This window comes from Caulobacter sp. GW456-12-1-14-TSB4 (assembly GCF_059424195.1).
Map to the genome: position 1 here is coordinate 251,289 of NZ_JBWKZF010000002.1, position 17,435 is coordinate 268,723.

Sequence of the window (17,435 nt, forward strand, 5' to 3'; positions counted from 1 at the left end):
GGCCTCAGCCGACGGCTCTGCGCGCAACGTCCAGCGTCCGCGAGATGGAAGCCGCCGCCGCGACCTCGCCGACCACGATCAGCAACGGGCCGTCCCCGGCGTCCGCGATGCGTTCGGCGAGCGTGGCCAAGGTCGCCGGATAGAGCCGCGCGTCCGCGCCACCTGCCTTCTCGATAGCAACAGCCGGGGTGTTGGCCGGACGTCCGGCGGCGATCATCCGCAGGGCCAGATCGCCGGCGACCTCACCCCCCATGTAAATGGCCAGGGTCGCCTCGGGATCGGCCGCGGCGCTCCAGTCGCCCGACAGCTGGCCAGCCTCTAGACGCGCGGTGGTGAACACCACCCGGCGCGCCTCGCCGCGATGGGTCAGCGGGAAACCGAACTGGGCGGCGGCGGCGCAGGCGGCGGTGACGCCGGGCACGACCTCTGTCTCGACACCGAAGCCGTTCAGGAACGCGGCCTCCTCACCCACGCGACCAAAAATTGAGGGATCACCGCCTTTTAGCCGGACAACCTTCAGCCCTTTTCGCGCCAGGCGCAGCATCAGGCGGTTGATCTCGTCCTGCTTCATGCTGGGCCTGCCGGCCCGCTTGCCGGTCTGGATGCGCACGCAGCCGGGCGGCGCCAGGGCGATGGCCTCCTCCGAGCACAGGGCGTCATAGAGCAGCGCCTGGGCGCCCTCGACGGCGCGGACCGCGCGGACGGTCATCAGGTCCACGGGTCCTGGACCCGCGCCGACCAGCAGGACCTTGCCGAGCTTAAGCGACATGAGCGGGCTCCTTAGGAGTTATGGCCAAACTTTTGATCATCCGAGCGATCTCGGGGCGACATGAACCGCAATTGGTCCCCGCACCCGTGGCCGCGCCGACGGCGTCAGGCGTGCGGGCTCCGGCGGTGATGGATGCCTCGACGGCCTTAGCCCCGACCTTCAGGCAGGCGCAGACCATCGGCCCCTTGTCGCCCTGAGCGCCCGGCGGACGGCCGAACAGCAGCGCCGCGCGGGCCTCGGCGGTCAGGGGCCCGGCAAACTGCTCGGCCAGCCAGTCGCGCGGCGGCAGGCGGCATTCGACGGTGGTGAACAGCACGGCGACCAGCCGCCCGTCCTCGATCCAGGCTTGCCTCCGTACGCCGGTCGCGACGTCCTCGTAGCTGACGAGCTCGCCGGCCAGACCCCTGGTCAGGACCTTGCGTAGGGCATCGCGCTCGGCGTCGTCGCCCCGACCGGCGAACTCATGCTGCTGGCAGGCGTCCTGAGGAATGCGCCGCCAGATGAGGTCCAGGCCGGCGGGCGCGGCCAAGCCGCATCGGGCGAGGAAAAAGCCTTTCCACGTCTCGCGATACGCCCGGATCCTCGCGGGTGTGTGCTTGAATTCCGGCTGGCCCGAGGTGGGATCGAGGTTCGGCGCGACCAGGGCGTTGGCGCGGCCCGACGGCGCGAAGGCGTCGGTCCAGTGCATCGGCATGAAGAGGCCGCCGCGCCGCTGGCGATCTGTGAGCTTGGCCACGGCCACGGCCTCGCCGCGCGCAGTGATCACCCGCGCAAGAGCGCCCTCCCTCAACCCCTGCGCCTTGGCGTCCTCGGGGTGGATCTCGACGAACGGCTCGGGCGCGTGACGGCAAAGATCGGGCGCCAGGCCCGTGCGGGTCATGGTGTGCCACTGATCGCGGATGCGGCCGGTGTTCAGCGACATCGGGAAGGCCGCGTCCACGGCGTCGGCCGGACCACGCGGCTTGACCGGGACCATGCGGGCGCGGCCGTCGGGGGTCTGGAAGCGACCGTCAACGAACAGGCGCGGCGTGCCCTGCCCGTCCGCCTTCACCGGCCATTGGATCGGTAGGAGATCGTCGTAAGCTTCTGGCGTCAAAGCCGAAAGTCCCGAGAGATTCAGCAGACGGTTTTCGTTCTCATAGGCGGTCAGGCGCGCCCATTCGCGGAAGACGCCGGCGTTGCTGGCCCAGCCGAAGCCGTCGAAACCCATGGCCGTGGCGACGTCGGCCATGATCTTCCAGTCGGCGCGAGCACTGCCGGGCGCCGGGAACAGCGCCCGCTGGCGCGAGATACGGCGCTCGGAATTGGTCACCGTGCCGTCCTTCTCGCCCCAGCCCAGGGCCGGCAGCTTGACGTTGGCGAAGGCGGTGGTGTCGGTCTCGACGCAGTCGGAGACCACCACGAACGGGCACTTGGCCAGGGCCTCCCGCACCGCGCCGCTGTCGGGCAGGCTGACGGCGGGATTGGTGGCCATCACCCAGATCGCCTTGATCCGCCCGTCGCGGACCGCCTCGAACATCTCGACAGCCTTCAGGCCCGGCGCGCGGGCGGTGTCGGGCGCGCCCCAGAAGCGCGCGATCCGGTCGCGATCGGCGGGCGCGAAATCCATGTGGCCGGCCAGGGTGTTGGCCATGCAGCCGGTCTCGCGCCCACCCATGGCGTTGGGCTGGCCGGTGATCGAGAACGGACACGCGCCCGGCTTGCCGATCCGCCCGGTGGCGAGGTGCGCATTGATGACCGACAGCCCCTTGGCCACGCCCTGGGCCGACTGGTTGGCGCCCATCGAGAACAGGCTGACCGTGCGCTCATGGGCGGCGAACAGGTCGTAGAAGGCCTGGAGATCCTCGATCGCCACGCCGCAATCGACGGCGACGGCGCTCAAGGACTGATCCATTTCCAGAAGCGCGGCAATGGCTTGCTCGAAGCCGTTCACGTGCTCGGCGATGTAGTGGCGATCGATCGCGCCGCGCCGGATCAGGTCGGCCAGCAGGCCATTCCACAGGCGCACGTCGCTCTGCGGGGCTATGGCCAGGTGCAGGTCCGCGCCCTCGGCAGTGTCGGTGCGGCGCGGGTCGATGACCACGTGCTTCTGGCCACGCGCCTTGGCGGCCTCCATGCGGCGGAAGAGGACCGGGTGGGTCCAGGCGGCATTGTGGCCGCTGAACACCACGAGGTCGGCGAGGTCGAGGTCCTCATAGCAGCCGGGCACCAGGTCGGCGCCGAACGCCTGCTTGTGCGCCGCCACGGCCGAGGCCATGCAGAGGCGGCTGTTGGTGTCGATATTGCCCGAGCCGATGAAGCCCTTCATCAGCTTGTTGGCGACGTAGTAGTCCTCGGTCAGCAGTTGGCCCGAGACGTAGAAGGCGACGCTGTCGCGGCCGTGGCGGGCGATCGCATCCTTGAAGCGCTTGGCGACCAGGGCCTTAGCTTCGTTCCAGGTCGCGACCTTGCCGTTGATCGTCGGCTCCAGCAGGCGGCCTTCCAGCCCGACCGTCGCGCCCAGGGCCGAACCCTTCGAGCACAGGCGGCCGAAGTTGGCGGGGTGGACGGCGTCGCCCGCGACCGACACCGAACGCCCCTCGCCCACCACGCCCGCGACACCGCAACCGACGCCGCAGTAGGCACAGGTGGTCTTGATCGTCGGGAGCGTGGCGGATCCGTCGGCCATCAGTCGGCCATCGCCGGCTGGGCCAGCAGGATGCGGCCGTCCTTGACCAGCACCGGCACCACGGGCGTGCAGCCTTTGCCGGCATCGGCGCCCGTCGGCTGGCCCGTCGCCAGGTCGATGACCCAGCTGTGCAGCGGACAGGTCACGCCGTGGCCGTGGACGATGCCTTGGCTCAGAGGACCGTGCTTGTGCGGGCAGCGGTCGACCAGGGCGAAGACCTGGCCATCGCCGGTGCGGAACACGGCGACGTCGCCCTGGGCCGTGGCTACCCGACGCGCGCCGCGCTCGGGGATGTCGGTCACGGCGCCGACGTCGCGCCAATCCGGATCGATATGAGCTTGCAGGGTCATTCGGCCGCCATCTCCAGGGTAAGGCTTGCCATCGGCTTGAACTCGCCGGCCGCCACGCGACCGGAGGCGCGCTCGGCCCACGGGTCGATCTGGGCGGTCTCCTGCGAGACCACGAAGCGGGCGAACAGCGCCGCGCGGTTGTCGAGGTCGTCCACGGTCTGGGCGCGGATCGTGTCCAGGCCGACGCGGGCCATCCACTTGTAGATCCGCTCCAGGTACCAGCCGCCCTCGCGGTACATCTGCATGACCGCCGAGATCAGCTGGATCGCCTCGTCCTCGGTCGCGACCTTGGTCAGCAGCTGTGTGCCCTGGATGTGCAGGCCCGCCGCGCCGCCGACATGGATCTCGTAGCCGCTGTCGACGCAGATCACGCCGATGTCCTTGCAGGTCGATTCCGCGCAGTTGCGGGGACAACCCGACACGGCCAGCTTGACCTTCGCCGGCGCCCACGAGCCCCACATGAACTTCTCGAGCTTGATCCCCAGACCCGTGGAGTCCTGGGTGCCGAATCGGCACCAGTCGCTGCCGACGCAGGTCTTTACCGTGCGCAGGCCCTTGGCGTAGGCGTGGCCGCTGACCATGCCCGCCGCGTTGAGGTCGGCCCACACCGCCGGCAGGTCGTCCTTCTGGACACCCAGCAGGTCGATGCGCTGCCCGCCTGTCACTTTCACCGCCGGGATGTCGTACTTGTCGGCGACGTCGGCGATGGCCCGCAGTTCGTCGGGCGTCGTCATGCCGCCCCACATGCGCGGCACGACCGAATAGGTCCCGTCCTTCTGGATGTTGGCGTGGACGCGCTCGTTGATGTAGCGCGACTGACTGTCGTCCACATATTCGCCCGGCCAAGCGCACAGCAGGTAGTAGTTCAGGGCCGGACGGCACGAGGCGCAGCCGTCGGGCGTGGTCCATTCCGTCGTCTGGAAGACGGCGTGCATGGACTTCAGCTCAAGCTCGACAATCGCCTTGCGGACGTCGCCGTGCGGATGGTGCGTGCACTTGCACATCGGCTTGGGGCCGGTCTGGGCCTTGAAGCCATCACCGAGGGTCAGGCGGATAACCTGCTCGACCAGCGGCGTGCACGACCCGCACGAGGCCGAGGCCTTGGTCACCGCGCGGACATCGTCCAGCGTGGTCAGGCCCTGGGCCGTGATCGCGCCGGTGATCGCACCCTTGCAGACGCCGTTGCAGCCGCAGATCTCCTGCGTGTCGGGCATGGCCGCAACGGCCGCGCTAGGGTCCAGGCCCGAGAGGCCCTCCGTGATCGCTTGCCCGAAGATCAGGGTCTCGCGGATGTCGGCGACGTCGGTCCCCGCCCGCATCAGGTCGAAGTACCAGCCGCCATCGGCCGCGTCGCCGAACAGCACCGCGCCGGCCACCTTGCCGTCCTCGATGACCACCCGCTTGTAGACACCCCGCGCGGCGTCGCGGAACACGATGTCCTCGCAGCCGTCGCCGCCGGCGAACTTGCCGGCCGAGAACACGTCGACGCCCGAGACCTTCAGGCGGGTCGACAGCACCGAGCCGGCATAGGCCCCCTCGCCGTCCGTCACGGACTCGGCGAGCGACCGGCACATGTCCCAGATGGGCGCGACCAGGCCGTAGCAATTGCCGCGGTGCTCGGCGCATTCGCCGACCGCGAACACCGCCGGATCGGAGGTGCGCATGGCGTCGTCGACGATCACCCCGCGATTGACCTGCAGGCCGGCGGCCTTGCCCAGGGACGCGTTCGGACGGATGCCGACGGCCATGACCAGAAGGTCGCAAGGCAAAACACGGCCGTCCTTCAGCTTCAGGCCGGCGACCTTGCCGTCCTGGCCGACGATCTCTTCCGAGTGGGCGCCCAGCACCGTCTCGACGCCGCGCTCGGCCAGGGCCTCTCGCAACAGGTAGCCGGCGCTTTCGTCCAGCTGGCGCTCCATCAAGACGTCCATCAGGTGGACGACCGTCGCCCCCATGCCGCGACGGGCCAAGCCATAGGCGGCTTCCAGGCCCAGCAAGCCACCGCCGATGACCACGGCGCGCGCGCCGGGCTTGCCAGAGGCCTCGACCATGGCCTCGACGTCGTCCAGGTCGCGGAAGGTGACGACGCCCCTCAGGTCCGAGCCCGGCAGCGGCAGGCGGAACGGGTCCGAGCCGGTGGCCAGGATCAGCTTGTCGTAGGCGACCTCCAGCCCGCCCTCGGCGACCACCTTGCGGCCTTCCAGGTCCACCGCCGTGACGGCGCGGCCGGCATGCAAGGTGATGGCGTTGTCGCGGTACCAGGCCTCGTCGTTGATGACGATGTCGGCGAAGCTCTTCTCGCCCGCCAGCACCGGCGACAGCATGATGCGGTTGTAGTTCACCCGCGGCTCGGCGCCGAAGATGGTGACGTCGTAGCGGCTCGGATCGCGCTTGAGCACTTCCTCGACCGCCCGGCAGCCGGCCATGCCGTTGCCGATGACGACCAGACGTTCTCTAGTCATGGCTATCTCGTTCTTTGAGGAAGATCAGACGCGGACGGTCGCGGCGTCGCCGTGCAGGGTCGGCCAGATCGCCCGCCAGCGGGCCTTGAGGCCGAACAGGGCGACAAGGGCGAACAGGGCCAGGATCGAAAAGCCCAGGAAGCCGGACTGGTAGGAACCGGTCATCTTCTTGGCCAGACCCAGGGTCGAGGCCAGGTAGAACCCGCCGATGCCGCCGGTCATGCCGATCAGGCCGGTCATGACGCCGATCTCCTTGCGGAACCGCTGCGGGGCCAGCTGGAACACCGCGCCATTGCCCGCGCCCAGGGCCAGCATCGAGAACATCAGCACCGCCAGGGCCGTCCAGGCGCTGGGCAGCTGGAAGCTGGCCGTGGCCAGGCCGGCGGCGGCCAGGGCGTAGACGAAGCTCAGGGTCCGCACGCCGCCGAACTTGTCGGCCAGCGCCCCGCCGACCGGGCGGATGAACGAGCCGGCGAACACGCAGGCGGCGGTGAAGAAGCCGGCCACGACCGGGTCCAGGCCGTACTCGGAGTTGAAGTACATGGTCAGCGACGAGGCCAGACCCACGAACCCGCCGAAGGTCACGCCGTACAGCAGCATCAGCCACCAGGCGTCCGGGACCTTCAGCACGTCCATATATTCGGACAGTTTCTTGGGCGCGGGCTGCTCAGGCGCGTCCTTGGCCAGCAGCATGTAGACGACGAAGGCGATGGCCAGCGGGATCGCAGCCAGGCCGATCACGGTCTGCCAGCCGAACGCCTTGGCCAGGAGCGGCGCGAACAGGGCCGCAAGCGCCGTGCCCGAGTTGCCGGCCCCCGCGATGCCCAAGGCCAGGCCTTGATGCTCCTGCGGATACCAGCGCGAGGCCAGCGGCAGGGCCACGGCGAACGAGGCGCCGGCCACGCCCAGGATCACGCCCAAGGCCAGCACCTGATGGTAATTGTGGATGCCGATGGCCCAGGCCAGGACGAGACCCGTCAGCACGATCATCTGGCCGATCATGCCCGTCTTCTTGGGCCCGATCCGGTCGACCAGCACGCCGTTGACCAGGCGCAGCATCGCGCCGGCCAGCACGGGGATGGCGACCATCAGGCCTTTCTGGGCGGGATCGAGGTGGAAGTCCTTGGCGATGGCGACGCCCAGCGGGCCCAGGATCACCCAGACCATGAAGCTGAGATCGAAATACAGGAACGCTGCGAACAGGGTCGGCGCATGGCCGGCCTTCAGGAAGTCGCGGGAGATCATGACGGCCTCGGATGTTTGCGTGTCTGCGAGAGCGGGACGTCATCGTCCCGGACGGTTGACCGCATCCGAGCGGTCCTCTGGCAGCCGCGAACGTCGTTGTCCGGTGGCCTTGAGACTATGGGAGACCCGAGTTCACGCAGCTGTCACGGAGATGCCGCGCCGCGATGGTCAGGTTTGTTGCGGCGCACGCTTGCTGAGCGGCCAGGCACGATCGGTGCCCAGGAAGCGTACAGATCAGGCGGGATAGAGGTCAGGCCGGTAGACCCGGGTCACGAGGCCGTCGAGATCGACGCTGGCGTCGAGCTGTCCCCAACGAACCATCTGGGCGGCCATCCACAGGCCGTCCTCGCGGCGCGGCAGGCTGGTCCCGTCACGGTGGAAGACGATCTCGCTCTCCAAGGCGCGGGCGATGGCGGCCGGCGGGGCATCGACGCGGCCGGGATGCGCCAGGATCGCGATCAGGTCCTGGCGATTGGCGGGGTCGTCAGCCCAGGCCGCGCCGCGGATCACCGCCCGCAAGCAGGCGCGCAGATCGTCCGGCCGCGTCTCGGCCAAGCTCGCTGACACGCCCAGAACCTTGTCAGGACCGCCCGGCAGCAGCTGCGAGGCCGTAACCTGGATGCGGCCCAATCCATCGGCCTCGGCGACCGCGTTCCAGGGCGCGCCGACGCAGAAGCCGTCGATCTCCCCAGCCCGCATCCGCTCGACCATGCGCGGCGGCGGGATGACCACGATGCGGACATCTTGGTCGGGATCGACACCCTGGCCCGCCAGCCAGCCGCGCAGCAGGTAGTTGTGCATCGACTCCGGGAAGACCACGGCGAAGGTCAGCGGCCCCTTCCCGCCCGCCTTCCGCGCCGCGACGACCTCGGCCAAGTTCGCACCGGCCAGCGCCGTCGAGACCGTGATGGCGCTGCCGTTCCGGTTCAGCGCCATCGGCACGAGGATCGCACCGTCCGCCGCCAGCGCCATCGGGGCCAGCATGTGCGCCCCGTCCAACGCCCCGACGGCGACCTTGTCGCGGATCGTCGCCCACGAGGCCTCGCGGACCAGCTCGACCGCCAGGCCTTCCTCCTCGAAGAAACCGAGATCATGGGCGACCGCCAGCGGCGCGCAGTCGGTCAGCGGGATGAAGCCCAGCCGAAGTTCGGACAACCCGCTCACGAGGCGTCACCCCGCAGCACGCCGGCAAAGGCCAGCAAGTCGGCCGCCACCACGCCGATCGGCTTGCCCCGATCCATGGCCAGCTTGCGCAACAGGCGATAGGCGCCGTCCTCGTCCAGGCCGCGCTCCTTCATCAGCAGGCCCTTGGCGCGATCGACGACCTTGCGGGATTCCAGATCGGCCTTGGCCTTGGCCAGGTCGCCGCGCAGCTGCTGGGTCAAAGCAAAGCGGCTCATGGCCACGTCGAGGATCGAGCGCACTCGCCCCGGCGCCAGCCCATCGACCACATAGGCCGCCACACCGGCCCGCACGGCCTGTTCGGCCAGCCCCGGCTCGGAGCGGTCGACGAACATCACGACCGGACGCGGCGCGCCTTCGGCAGCCTCGCGCAGGCTTTCCAGTGTGTCGCGATCAGGGCTCTCGGCCGCGATCACCACCACGTCCGGCGCGAAGGCCAGGACCTCGGCCTCGTCATAGAGGGTCGCATGGCGCACCTCCAACGGCTCGACGCCCTGGAGCCCGGCGGCCACGAGGGCCGCCCGGGCGTGATCGGGGTCGATGACGAGGACGCGCATGCAGACGGCCTAGGCGCATACCGAAGGCTTGAGGAGCCTTGTCGATGCGCCTGACCGTCTTGCGAGCAAACTGCCTAAATCGCAGGCGCCCTTCCCACGCGCCGCCGGGCTAGCCAGACGTAGAAGCAGGGCAGCACCAGAAGGGTCAGCACGGTCGAAGTCAGCAGGCCGCCGACCACCACCGTGGCCAGGGGTTTCTGGACCTCGGCCCCGGGACCGATCGCCAAGGCCATCGGGATGAAGCCCAGGATCGCCACCAGCGCCGTGGTCAGCACCGCCCGCAGCCGGCCGACCGTGCCGTCGATCACGGCGACGGCGATATCGTCCGCGCCCTCCATCCGCTGCTTGATGCTCTGCATCAGCACCAGCCCGTTCAGGGTCGCCACGCCCGAGACCGCGATGAAGCCGACCGCCGCCGAGATCGAGAACGGCATCCCCCGCAGCAGCAGGGCCAAAGCCCCTCCGACCAGGGCCAGCGGCACGCAGCCGAAGACCAGCGCCGCCTCCGTCACCGAGCCCAAGGCGAAGAACAGCAGCACGGCGATGACCAGGAACACCGCCGGCACGATGATCGCCAGCCGTGCGCTGGCCCGCTCCAGGTTCTGGAACTGACCACCCCACTCGAGCCAGGAGCCCGGCGTCGGCTTGACCTCCCGCGCCACGGCGGCCTGGGCGTCGGCGACGAAACCGCCCAGGTCGCGCCCCCTGACATTGGCCTGGACCACGATCCGCCGCTTGCCGTTCTCGCGGCTGACCTGGTTGGGGCCCTCGGCGGTGTCGAAGCGAGCGATGCTGGACAGAGGGATGGCGCTCGCGCCCTCGCCGCTCTCCGAGACCACGGGTAGTTGGCCCATGGCCGCCGGATCGGCCCGCGAGGTGTCGTCCAGGCGCACGACCACGTCGAAGCGGCGATCGCCCTCCAGGATGTGGCCGGCCTCGCGTCCGCCCAGGCCGATCGCCAGGGCGTCGGCCGCGTCGCTGGCGTGGACGCCGAGCGCTGCGGCGGCCGTGCGATCGACACTGGCGGTGATGGTCGGCTGACCGGAAATCTGCTCGACCTTCACATCGGCCGCGCCGGAAACCTTGCGCAGCGTGGCGGCGACCTGGTCGGCGGTCTTGCTCATGGCCGCGAAGTCGTCGCCATAGACCTTTACCGCCACGTCGGAGCGCACACCGGCGATCAGCTCGTTGAAGCGCATCTGGATCGGCTGGGTGAACTCGTAGGCGTTGCCGATCAGCTTGCCGAGATCACCCTCCATCCGTTCTACCAGCTTTGCTTTCGAGAGGCCCGGATCCGGCCAGTCCTTGCGCGGCTTGAGGATCACGAAGGTGTCCGAGGCGCTGGGCGGCATGGGATCCGAGGCGATCTCGGCCGTGCCGGTGCGGGTGAAAACCAGGGCGACCTCAGGCTGGGCCGAGAGCGCCTTCTCGACCTCGAACTGCATGGCCTGGCTCTCTTCCAGCGAGATCGAGGGCACGCGGCTGGCCTGGACCAGCAGGTCGCCCTCGTCCAGCGTCGGCGCGAACTCGCGGCCCAGCGCGAAGAAGGCGACGACGCCGAGCACCAGCGCCAAGACCGCCCCGCCGGCGACCGCCGCCGGACGGACGACGGCGGCCCGCAGCACCGGCTCGAAGCGCGTACGGACGGCGATCATCGCCTTGGTCTCGCCGTGACCTTGAGGCTCGCGCACCGCCAGGGCGGTCAGGGCCGGAACCAGGGTCAGGGACAGCACAAACGCCCCGGCCAGAGCGAACATCACCGTGGCGGCCATCGGCGTGAACATCTTGCCCTCGACGCCCTCGAAGGTCAGCAGCGGGGCGTAGACCAACAGGATGATCGCTTGGCCAAAGGCGGCGGGGCGGGCCATCTCCTTGGCCGCGTCGATAGCGATCGATAGGCGCTCGCCGCCGGTCAGCGGCCGGCCCTCGGCGTCGCGACGCTGGGCCAGGCGTCCAAGCGTGTTCTCGATCACCACCACAGCGCCGTCGACGATCAGGCCGAAGTCCAGCGCCCCCAGGCTCATCAGATTGCCGCTGATCCCGAACCGCCGCATGGCGGTGGCGGCGATCAGGAACGACAGCGGGATGACCAGGGCCGTGATCAGGGCGGCGCGGAAGTTGCCCAGGGCCAGGAACAGCACAGCGATGACCAGCAAGGCGCCGACCGTCAGATTGTGCTCCACCGTGCGGATGGTGGCGTCGACCAGTCGGGTGCGGTCCAGCACCGGCTTGATGATCACCTGCGGCGGCAGGCTAGGCGCGATGGCCTTCAGGCGCTCGTCGACGCGGGCGGCGACGGTGCGGCTGTTCTCACCGACCAGCATCAGGGCCGTGCCGATCACAACCTCGCGGCCGTTCTCGCTGGCCGAGCCCAGGCGCGGCGCGTGGCCGATCGCGACCGTGGCGACGTCCGAGACCTTGACGACAGCCCCGTTGCGCCGGCCGATCGGAGTGTCGGCCAGCTCGGCCAGGCTTTTGACCCGTGCATCGGTGCGGACGATATAGGCCTCGCCGCCGCGCTGGACGTAGCCGGCCCCGGCGATGCGGTTGGAGTGCTCCAGCGCCTCGACCAGCTGCGGCAGACTGATGCCCCGCGCCGCCAGCTTCGCCGGATCGGGATGGACGGCATATTCCTTGACGTAGCCGCCCAGCACATCGACGCCGGCCACGCCGTTCAGGGTCTTCAGTTGCGGCGCGACGATCCAGTCCTGGACCGTGCGCAGATAGGTGGCTTTCTCGATGTCGGTCCGCAGGATCTCGCCCTCGGGCGTGACATAGGGGACGTCCGTGCGAGCGGCCGCGCCCTTGAACTCTACGGTCCAGATATAGACCTCGCCCAAGCCGGTGACCGGCGGCCCCATGCTGGGCTCCAGGCCATCCGGCAGGTTCGCGCGAGCGGCTTGCAGGCGCTCGTTGATCAGGGTGCGGGCGAAATAGAGGTCGGTCTTGTCGGTGAAGACGGCAGTGATCTGCGAGAAGCCGTGGCGCGACAGCGACCGGGTCTCGACGAGCCCAGGCGTGCCGGCCAGCGCCGTTTCCAACGGGAAGGTCACCTGCCGCTCGACCTCTTCCGGGCCGAGGGCGGGGGCGATGGTGTTGATCTGCACCTGACGGTTGGTGATGTCGGGCACGGCGTCGATCGGCAGGCGCGACAGTTGCTGCAGGCCGAACGCAAACAGCGCCACGGCCAGCAAGACGACGATCCACCGGAAGCGGACCGAAAGGTCGATGAGGCGATTGAGCATGATCAGTCCTCGTGCCCCGCTTCGCCCTTGCCGAGCTCGGCCTTCAGTCGAAAGGCGCCCTTGCCGGCGATGGTCTCGCCGCCGGTCAGGCCCTTGAGGATCTCGATTGAACCCGCGGCGGTGCGGCCGGCGACGACCGGCGTCGCGCGGAAGCCCTTGGGTTCGGCGACGAACACCACGGCGCGGCCCTCCAGGGTCTGGACGGCCTCGGCCGGGACGGTCAGGCCGCCCTGCCCCTTGGCCAGGATCACCCGGGCCGAGACGATCGCGCCGATCTGCGGCGCGGTCGCGGTCGGCCTGGCGCGCACGACCGCCGCGCCGGCCCCGAGCGCGGTGGGCGCGACGCCAACGATGCGGGCGCTGGCCTCGCCGCCATCCGACCGCTGGACCATGATCGCGTCACCGACACGGATTGCGTCGGCCGAGGCCGGCGGTGCGTCGAAGACGTATTCCACCTGCCCCTGATCGGCGATCTCGGCGACAAGAACGCCTTGCGTGAGAAAGCCACCGACGCGCGCGTCGATGCGGGTGACGATCCCGCCGATCGGCGCGTGCAGGACAGCGAGGCCGCCGGCGCTCGGCGCGCCTTGAGCCGCCACCTGGGCGCGGGCGGCGCGCAGCTCGGCCTGGGCCTTGTCGGCGGCGGCCTGGCTGGCTTCCCAGTCCTGGCGGGCGACGACCCCAGCCTCGAACAGGCGGCGATCCCGCGCGGCGGCGGCCTGGGCGGCGCGCCCCCCCGCGGCGGCGGCGTCGACGGAGGCCCGCGCAACCGCGCCCTCGGCGCTGCGCAGAGTGGCGATGGCCGCGCCGGCCGCCACGCGGTCACCGGCGGCGACGTGGACACGCTCGACCGTTCCCGACACCGGTGCGCCCAGGCCGGCCGAGGCGTTGACGGCCAGGGTGACGCGGCCTGGCAGGACAAGCTCTGAGCCGCCGCCACGTCCGACCATGGTGGTCAGCACGCCGGCCTTGACGGCGTCGGCTGCGGACAGCGCCACGAAGCCCTCCTCGTGTGGAACCTCCGCCTCGGCATGCTCTTCAGCGGCGACCGGCGCCTTGTCGGTCAGGCGACCCAGGCCAAAGCCCAGGCCAGCGGTGGCGACCAGCGCGGTCGCGGCGCCGGCGAAAATCCATTTGCGCTGGGTCATCGGGCGTCTCCGAAAGCGATCTGTCCGTTGGCCTGGGCGAGGTCGGCCAGGGCCTTGGCGCGCGTCAGGCGCGCCTCGATATTGCGTTGGCGGGCGGCGACCAGATCGCGGCGCGCGGCGAGGAGTTCGATCAACGGCAGCTTGCCGGCCTCGTAGCCCAGGCGGGCCAGGCGATAAGCCTCGCGCGCGGCGGTTTCGCCTTCCTGAGCGGCGGCAGTGGAACGCTCGGCCGCCCTCGCTTCGCCCTCGGCGCTGCGGCGATCGGCGACCGCATCGGCCTGGGCCATCAGCAGTCGAGCGCGCGCGGCGTCGGCCTCGGCCTGCGCCGACTTCACCGCGCCCCGGTTGCGGTCGAACAGCGGCAGGGGCAACGAGAACCCAGCCACGGCGGCCGTGGCGTCGTCGCCCGCCAACCGGCGGACGCCGAAGTTGACGGTGAGATCGGGCGTGGCGCGACGGCGCTCCAGATCGAGCTTGCGCGTGGCCACCCGCTGCTCGGCTTCGGCGACAGCGACGGTCGGCGCCTGGGCCGGCGTCGAGGAGGGATGCCAGACGCTGTCGAGCGCACCGGGCGTGACGCCGGTGAAGGTCCGCTCGCCGCCGATAAGGGCCGACAGCCGCGCCAGGGCCGCGCCGGACTCGGCCTCGGCGCACGAGACCTCGGCCTGAGCCGCCGAGACCGCCGCACGGGCTTGCAGGGCGCGCAGTTCAGCTTCCTTGCCATTATCGACGAGCAGCCGCGCCGCGCGGGCGTCGGCCTCGGCCAGATCGTTGGCCTCTCGGACGACGCTCAGCCGCTCGCCGGCCGCCTCGGCGGCGGCATAGGCCACGACGAGATCGCGCGCATAGGCGATACGGCTCAAGCCGGCGCGTGATCGCGCCGTGTCGAGCTCGGCCTGGGCGGTGGTGATGCGCGCGCCGCGCTTGCCGCCCAGCTCCAGGGCCTGACCAACCGACAAGGTCGTCTCGGCGCTCTGGAAGTCGCGGTAAGGCCCTTCGCCACCGACGTTTTCGACTTGAAGCTCTACTATTGGATTAGGCCGGGCCCGTGCTTGCAGGGCGCGGCCCTCGGCGGCGCGGGTCTCGGCCTCGCCGACGGCCAGTCGCGGCGCGACGGCCTCCTTCAACAGGGTTTCAAGAGGCGGCGCGGTCTGGGCCGCTGCGACGCCGTAAAGCGCGCCGCACAGGGTGGACGCCAAGGCCGCGCGCAGCGGCCATCGGTTCGATGACATGAAGATTCCTCGCTAAGACATGACGATGGCGCGCAAAAAGCGCGCGGACCGTCAGCCGCGAGGGGGGCGATCGAGGGCGGAGATCGTCAGCGACGGCAGTACATGGCCGGGCTTGATCGCGTGACGAGCGGCAACGTGGGTCGGCGTGCCGACGGTCGAGATCAGCGCGCCCAGCGCTGGACCGGCGTGATGGCAGTGACCACCCAGGCAACAGGCCGCCTTGCAAGGCGCGCTGTCCTGCTGGTGATCAGACTGCACCATCTGGCTGGCGGCCGGCGCGTCGTCGGCGCAGAGGCAGGCGGCGGCGCTGACAGCCGGCGCGGCGACGAGCAGGGTCAGGACGCAGGCGACCAGAAGGCCTCCCAGGTTCCGCCACCATGTCGTCTTGCGCCGCATGACCGCTCTCATAGCGTCGCGCCGCCCACTTGAGAACGCGTTACATAATCACACGGCTCTGGCGTGCCGCTCGGTCGCCTTGGGCAGGCGCGTGTCGAAGGCGGCGGCGACCACGCGCATCAGCCGTCGCGCCGTCTCGGGGATCGAGATCACCGCCCCGTCGCGATGGCAAAGACCCGCTAGCGCCAAGGCGTCGATAGTCTCGAAGCTCTCGGCCAGCACATCGCTGGACATCCCCTGCCCATCGCAGACGGCCTCGATATCGACGGCCATGTCGCACATCAGCCGCTCGATCACGAGGGCGCGCAGGCGATCCTCGTCGCCGATGACCAAGGCCCGGTTCAGCGGCAGTTCGCCTTGCGCGACCTTCGCCGTCCATTGGTCGCTGGGGACGTGGTTCTGGACAAAGCCTTGGCGGAACTGGCCGATCGAGGACGACCCGATAGGCACGAGCACGGCGGCCACGTCGTCGGTATAGCCCTGGAAATTCCGCCGCATCCGCCCCTCCGCCGCCGCGCGGCTCAGAGCGTCATCCGGCAAGGCGTAGTGGTCGAGGCCGACCCGTGCATAGCCGGCCTCAACCAGGGCCGCGTCGGCCGCCTCGGCCTGCAGCCAGCGCCCGTCGAGATCGGCCAGATCGGCCTCGCGGATCATGGTCTGGTGCTTCTTCATCCACGGCACGTGGGCGTAGCCGAACACCGCGATGCGGTCGGGCCGGAGGGCGACAGCTTCTCGCGCCGAGGCATACACATTGTCCGGAGTCTGGCCCGGCAGGCCGTACATCAGGTCGAAGTTCAGGCCGCCGACGCCGCCCCCGCGCAGGCCCTCGACCGCTCGCGCCACCTGATCGTAGGGCTGCACGCGATTGACCCGGGATTGGACCGCGGGATCAAAGGTTTGAACGCCCAGGCTAACGCGGGTGACGCCCGCCTCACCGACCGCCTCGACGAAGGCTGGCGACAGCATGCCAGGGTCCAGCTCGGCGGCGATCTCCGCGCCCGGCCGCAAGCGAAACGCGCGGGCCAGTCGGCCTGTCAGGTCTATGAAGTCGGCGGGCCGCAGGGCGTTGGGGCTGCCGCCACCGAAGTGCAGGTGCGCCAAGCCGGCGTGCTCGCCCAGGCGCGCGGCGACCAGATCGATCTCGCGCCGGAGCACCTCAAGATAGGTCCCGACCCGATCATAGGTCGGCGCGATCGAGGTGTGGCAGCCGCAGTACCAGCACAGGCGCCTGCAGAACGGCACGTGGACGTAGGCCGACAGCGTGTCATCCGGCCGGGTCGCGCCATACCAGCTTTCAGCCTTGCCGGCCTGGGCGGTATCGAAGGCCACGGCCGTCGGATAGCTGGTGTAGCGTGGCAGGTTGCGCTCGGCGTGAGCGCGCTGGGCGGCGGACAGGATCGCGGCGGTCATGAGCGGGAGTCCTCGAAAGCCTTGAGACGGCGACGCTCGCGATCGGCCTGGCCCGGGCGCGCGGCGTCGAAGGCGGCGTGGTTGTCGATCGCGACGTCCGGGCTGGCCAGCTGCATCAGCGCGCTCGGCCGCTTCAGGGTCACGATCGGGCCGTCGACCTCGACGCCCAGCGGCGCCAAGCTGGCGAAGCCGCGCGACAGGTTCTCGGGCGTCATGCCCAGCAGCGAGGCCAGCACCCGTTTACGGCTGGGAAGCGTCAGGCGGGTCCCGCCCTCCTGGCGGCGATGCCGGGTCAGCAGGTAGTTGGCCAGGCGCTCCAGCGTGCCGCGCAGCCGCTGGTTCTTCAGGGCCCGCACCACGCCGCTGTAGCAGCCGGACAGCTCCTCGGAGACCGCGAAGGCCAGGGCCGGATCGGTCCGGGCGGCCTGGCGCAGCGCCTCGCCGGGGATCAGCAGCACTTCGCTGCTGGGCGCGGCCCAGGCGGTGACCAGGGCGGGCGCGTCCAGCACGACCGAGGCCAGCATCACCGTGGCCGGCGCTTCCAGCAGGGCCAGGGTCGCGCCCTGCCCGCTCTCCAGCGTGATCGCGCCCTCGATCAGGATCGGCAGGTCGGCGCTGACCTCGCCCTCGACCGTCAGGGCGGTCCGCCGCGAGACGCGTTGCAATACAGCGTCGCGGGTCAGCCGGGCGAAGCTGTCGGCCGAGGCGGACGCCAGCAAGGGCAGCTTACGAAGATCGATGGTGTCGAACGGCATGGGCCGAGTCATGCCG

Annotated in this window: 13 protein-coding genes; all 13 read right to left on the reverse strand. The window is 70.2% G+C overall.

The features are described from left to right. Positions 1-4: 4 nt before the first annotated feature. On the reverse strand, positions 5-769 hold the full coding sequence (cobA, locus tag AC07YH_RS03135) for a uroporphyrinogen-III C-methyltransferase (RefSeq protein ID WP_494745553.1): 765 nt from the start codon (positions 767-769) through the stop codon (positions 5-7). Next, positions 759-3,437, reverse strand: a complete 2,679-nt coding sequence (locus AC07YH_RS03140) for a nitrate reductase (protein WP_494745554.1) — start codon at positions 3,435-3,437, stop codon at positions 759-761. Before AC07YH_RS03140 ends, cobA begins: the two co-directional genes overlap by 11 nt. Next, positions 3,437-3,787, reverse strand: a complete 351-nt coding sequence (nirD, locus tag AC07YH_RS03145) for a nitrite reductase small subunit NirD (protein ID WP_494745555.1) — start codon at positions 3,785-3,787, stop codon at positions 3,437-3,439. The genes AC07YH_RS03140 and nirD overlap by 1 nt, the downstream gene beginning before the upstream one ends. Next, a complete protein-coding gene (gene nirB / locus AC07YH_RS03150) occupies positions 3,784-6,249 on the reverse strand; it encodes a nitrite reductase large subunit NirB (protein WP_494745556.1) in 2,466 nt (821 codons plus the stop codon). Before nirB ends, nirD begins: the two co-directional genes overlap by 4 nt. 24 nt (positions 6,250-6,273) lie before the next feature. Continuing rightward, positions 6,274-7,494, reverse strand: a complete 1,221-nt coding sequence (locus AC07YH_RS03155; protein ID WP_494745557.1) for a nitrate/nitrite transporter — start codon at positions 7,492-7,494, stop codon at positions 6,274-6,276. A gap of 234 nt (positions 7,495-7,728) precedes the next feature. After that, positions 7,729-8,658, reverse strand: coding sequence for a CmpA/NrtA family ABC transporter substrate-binding protein (locus AC07YH_RS03160; protein ID WP_494745558.1), 930 nt, complete (start codon positions 8,656-8,658; stop codon positions 7,729-7,731). Then, a complete protein-coding gene (locus AC07YH_RS03165) occupies positions 8,655-9,233 on the reverse strand; it encodes an ANTAR domain-containing response regulator (RefSeq protein WP_494745559.1) in 579 nt (192 codons plus the stop codon). The genes AC07YH_RS03160 and AC07YH_RS03165 overlap by 4 nt, the downstream gene beginning before the upstream one ends. Positions 9,234-9,307: 74 nt before the next feature. Then, positions 9,308-12,478 (reverse strand): efflux RND transporter permease subunit, encoded by a 3,171-nt coding sequence (locus tag AC07YH_RS03170; RefSeq protein ID WP_494745560.1) that lies wholly within the window; start codon positions 12,476-12,478, stop codon positions 9,308-9,310. Between the two features lie 2 nt (positions 12,479-12,480). Continuing rightward, the gene (locus AC07YH_RS03175) at positions 12,481-13,626 is read right to left on the reverse strand and encodes an efflux RND transporter periplasmic adaptor subunit (protein WP_494745561.1); all 1,146 of its coding nucleotides are present in this window, start codon (positions 13,624-13,626) and stop codon (positions 12,481-12,483) included. Continuing rightward, positions 13,623-14,858: a TolC family protein gene (locus tag AC07YH_RS03180; protein WP_494745562.1), complete on the reverse strand. Its 1,236-nt coding sequence runs from the start codon at positions 14,856-14,858 to the stop codon at positions 13,623-13,625. The genes AC07YH_RS03175 and AC07YH_RS03180 overlap by 4 nt, the downstream gene beginning before the upstream one ends. Before the next feature lie 51 nt (positions 14,859-14,909). After that, the gene (locus AC07YH_RS03185; protein ID WP_494745563.1) at positions 14,910-15,254 is read right to left on the reverse strand and encodes a hypothetical protein; all 345 of its coding nucleotides are present in this window, start codon (positions 15,252-15,254) and stop codon (positions 14,910-14,912) included. A 48-nt stretch (positions 15,255-15,302) separates the two neighbouring features. After that, positions 15,303-16,664: an oxygen-independent coproporphyrinogen III oxidase gene (gene hemN, locus AC07YH_RS03190; RefSeq protein WP_494745564.1), complete on the reverse strand. Its 1,362-nt coding sequence runs from the start codon at positions 16,662-16,664 to the stop codon at positions 15,303-15,305. Beyond that, positions 16,661-17,431: a transcriptional activator FtrB gene (ftrB, locus tag AC07YH_RS03195; protein WP_494745565.1), complete on the reverse strand. Its 771-nt coding sequence runs from the start codon at positions 17,429-17,431 to the stop codon at positions 16,661-16,663. Before ftrB ends, hemN begins: the two co-directional genes overlap by 4 nt. Between the last annotated feature and the right edge of the window lie 4 nt (positions 17,432-17,435).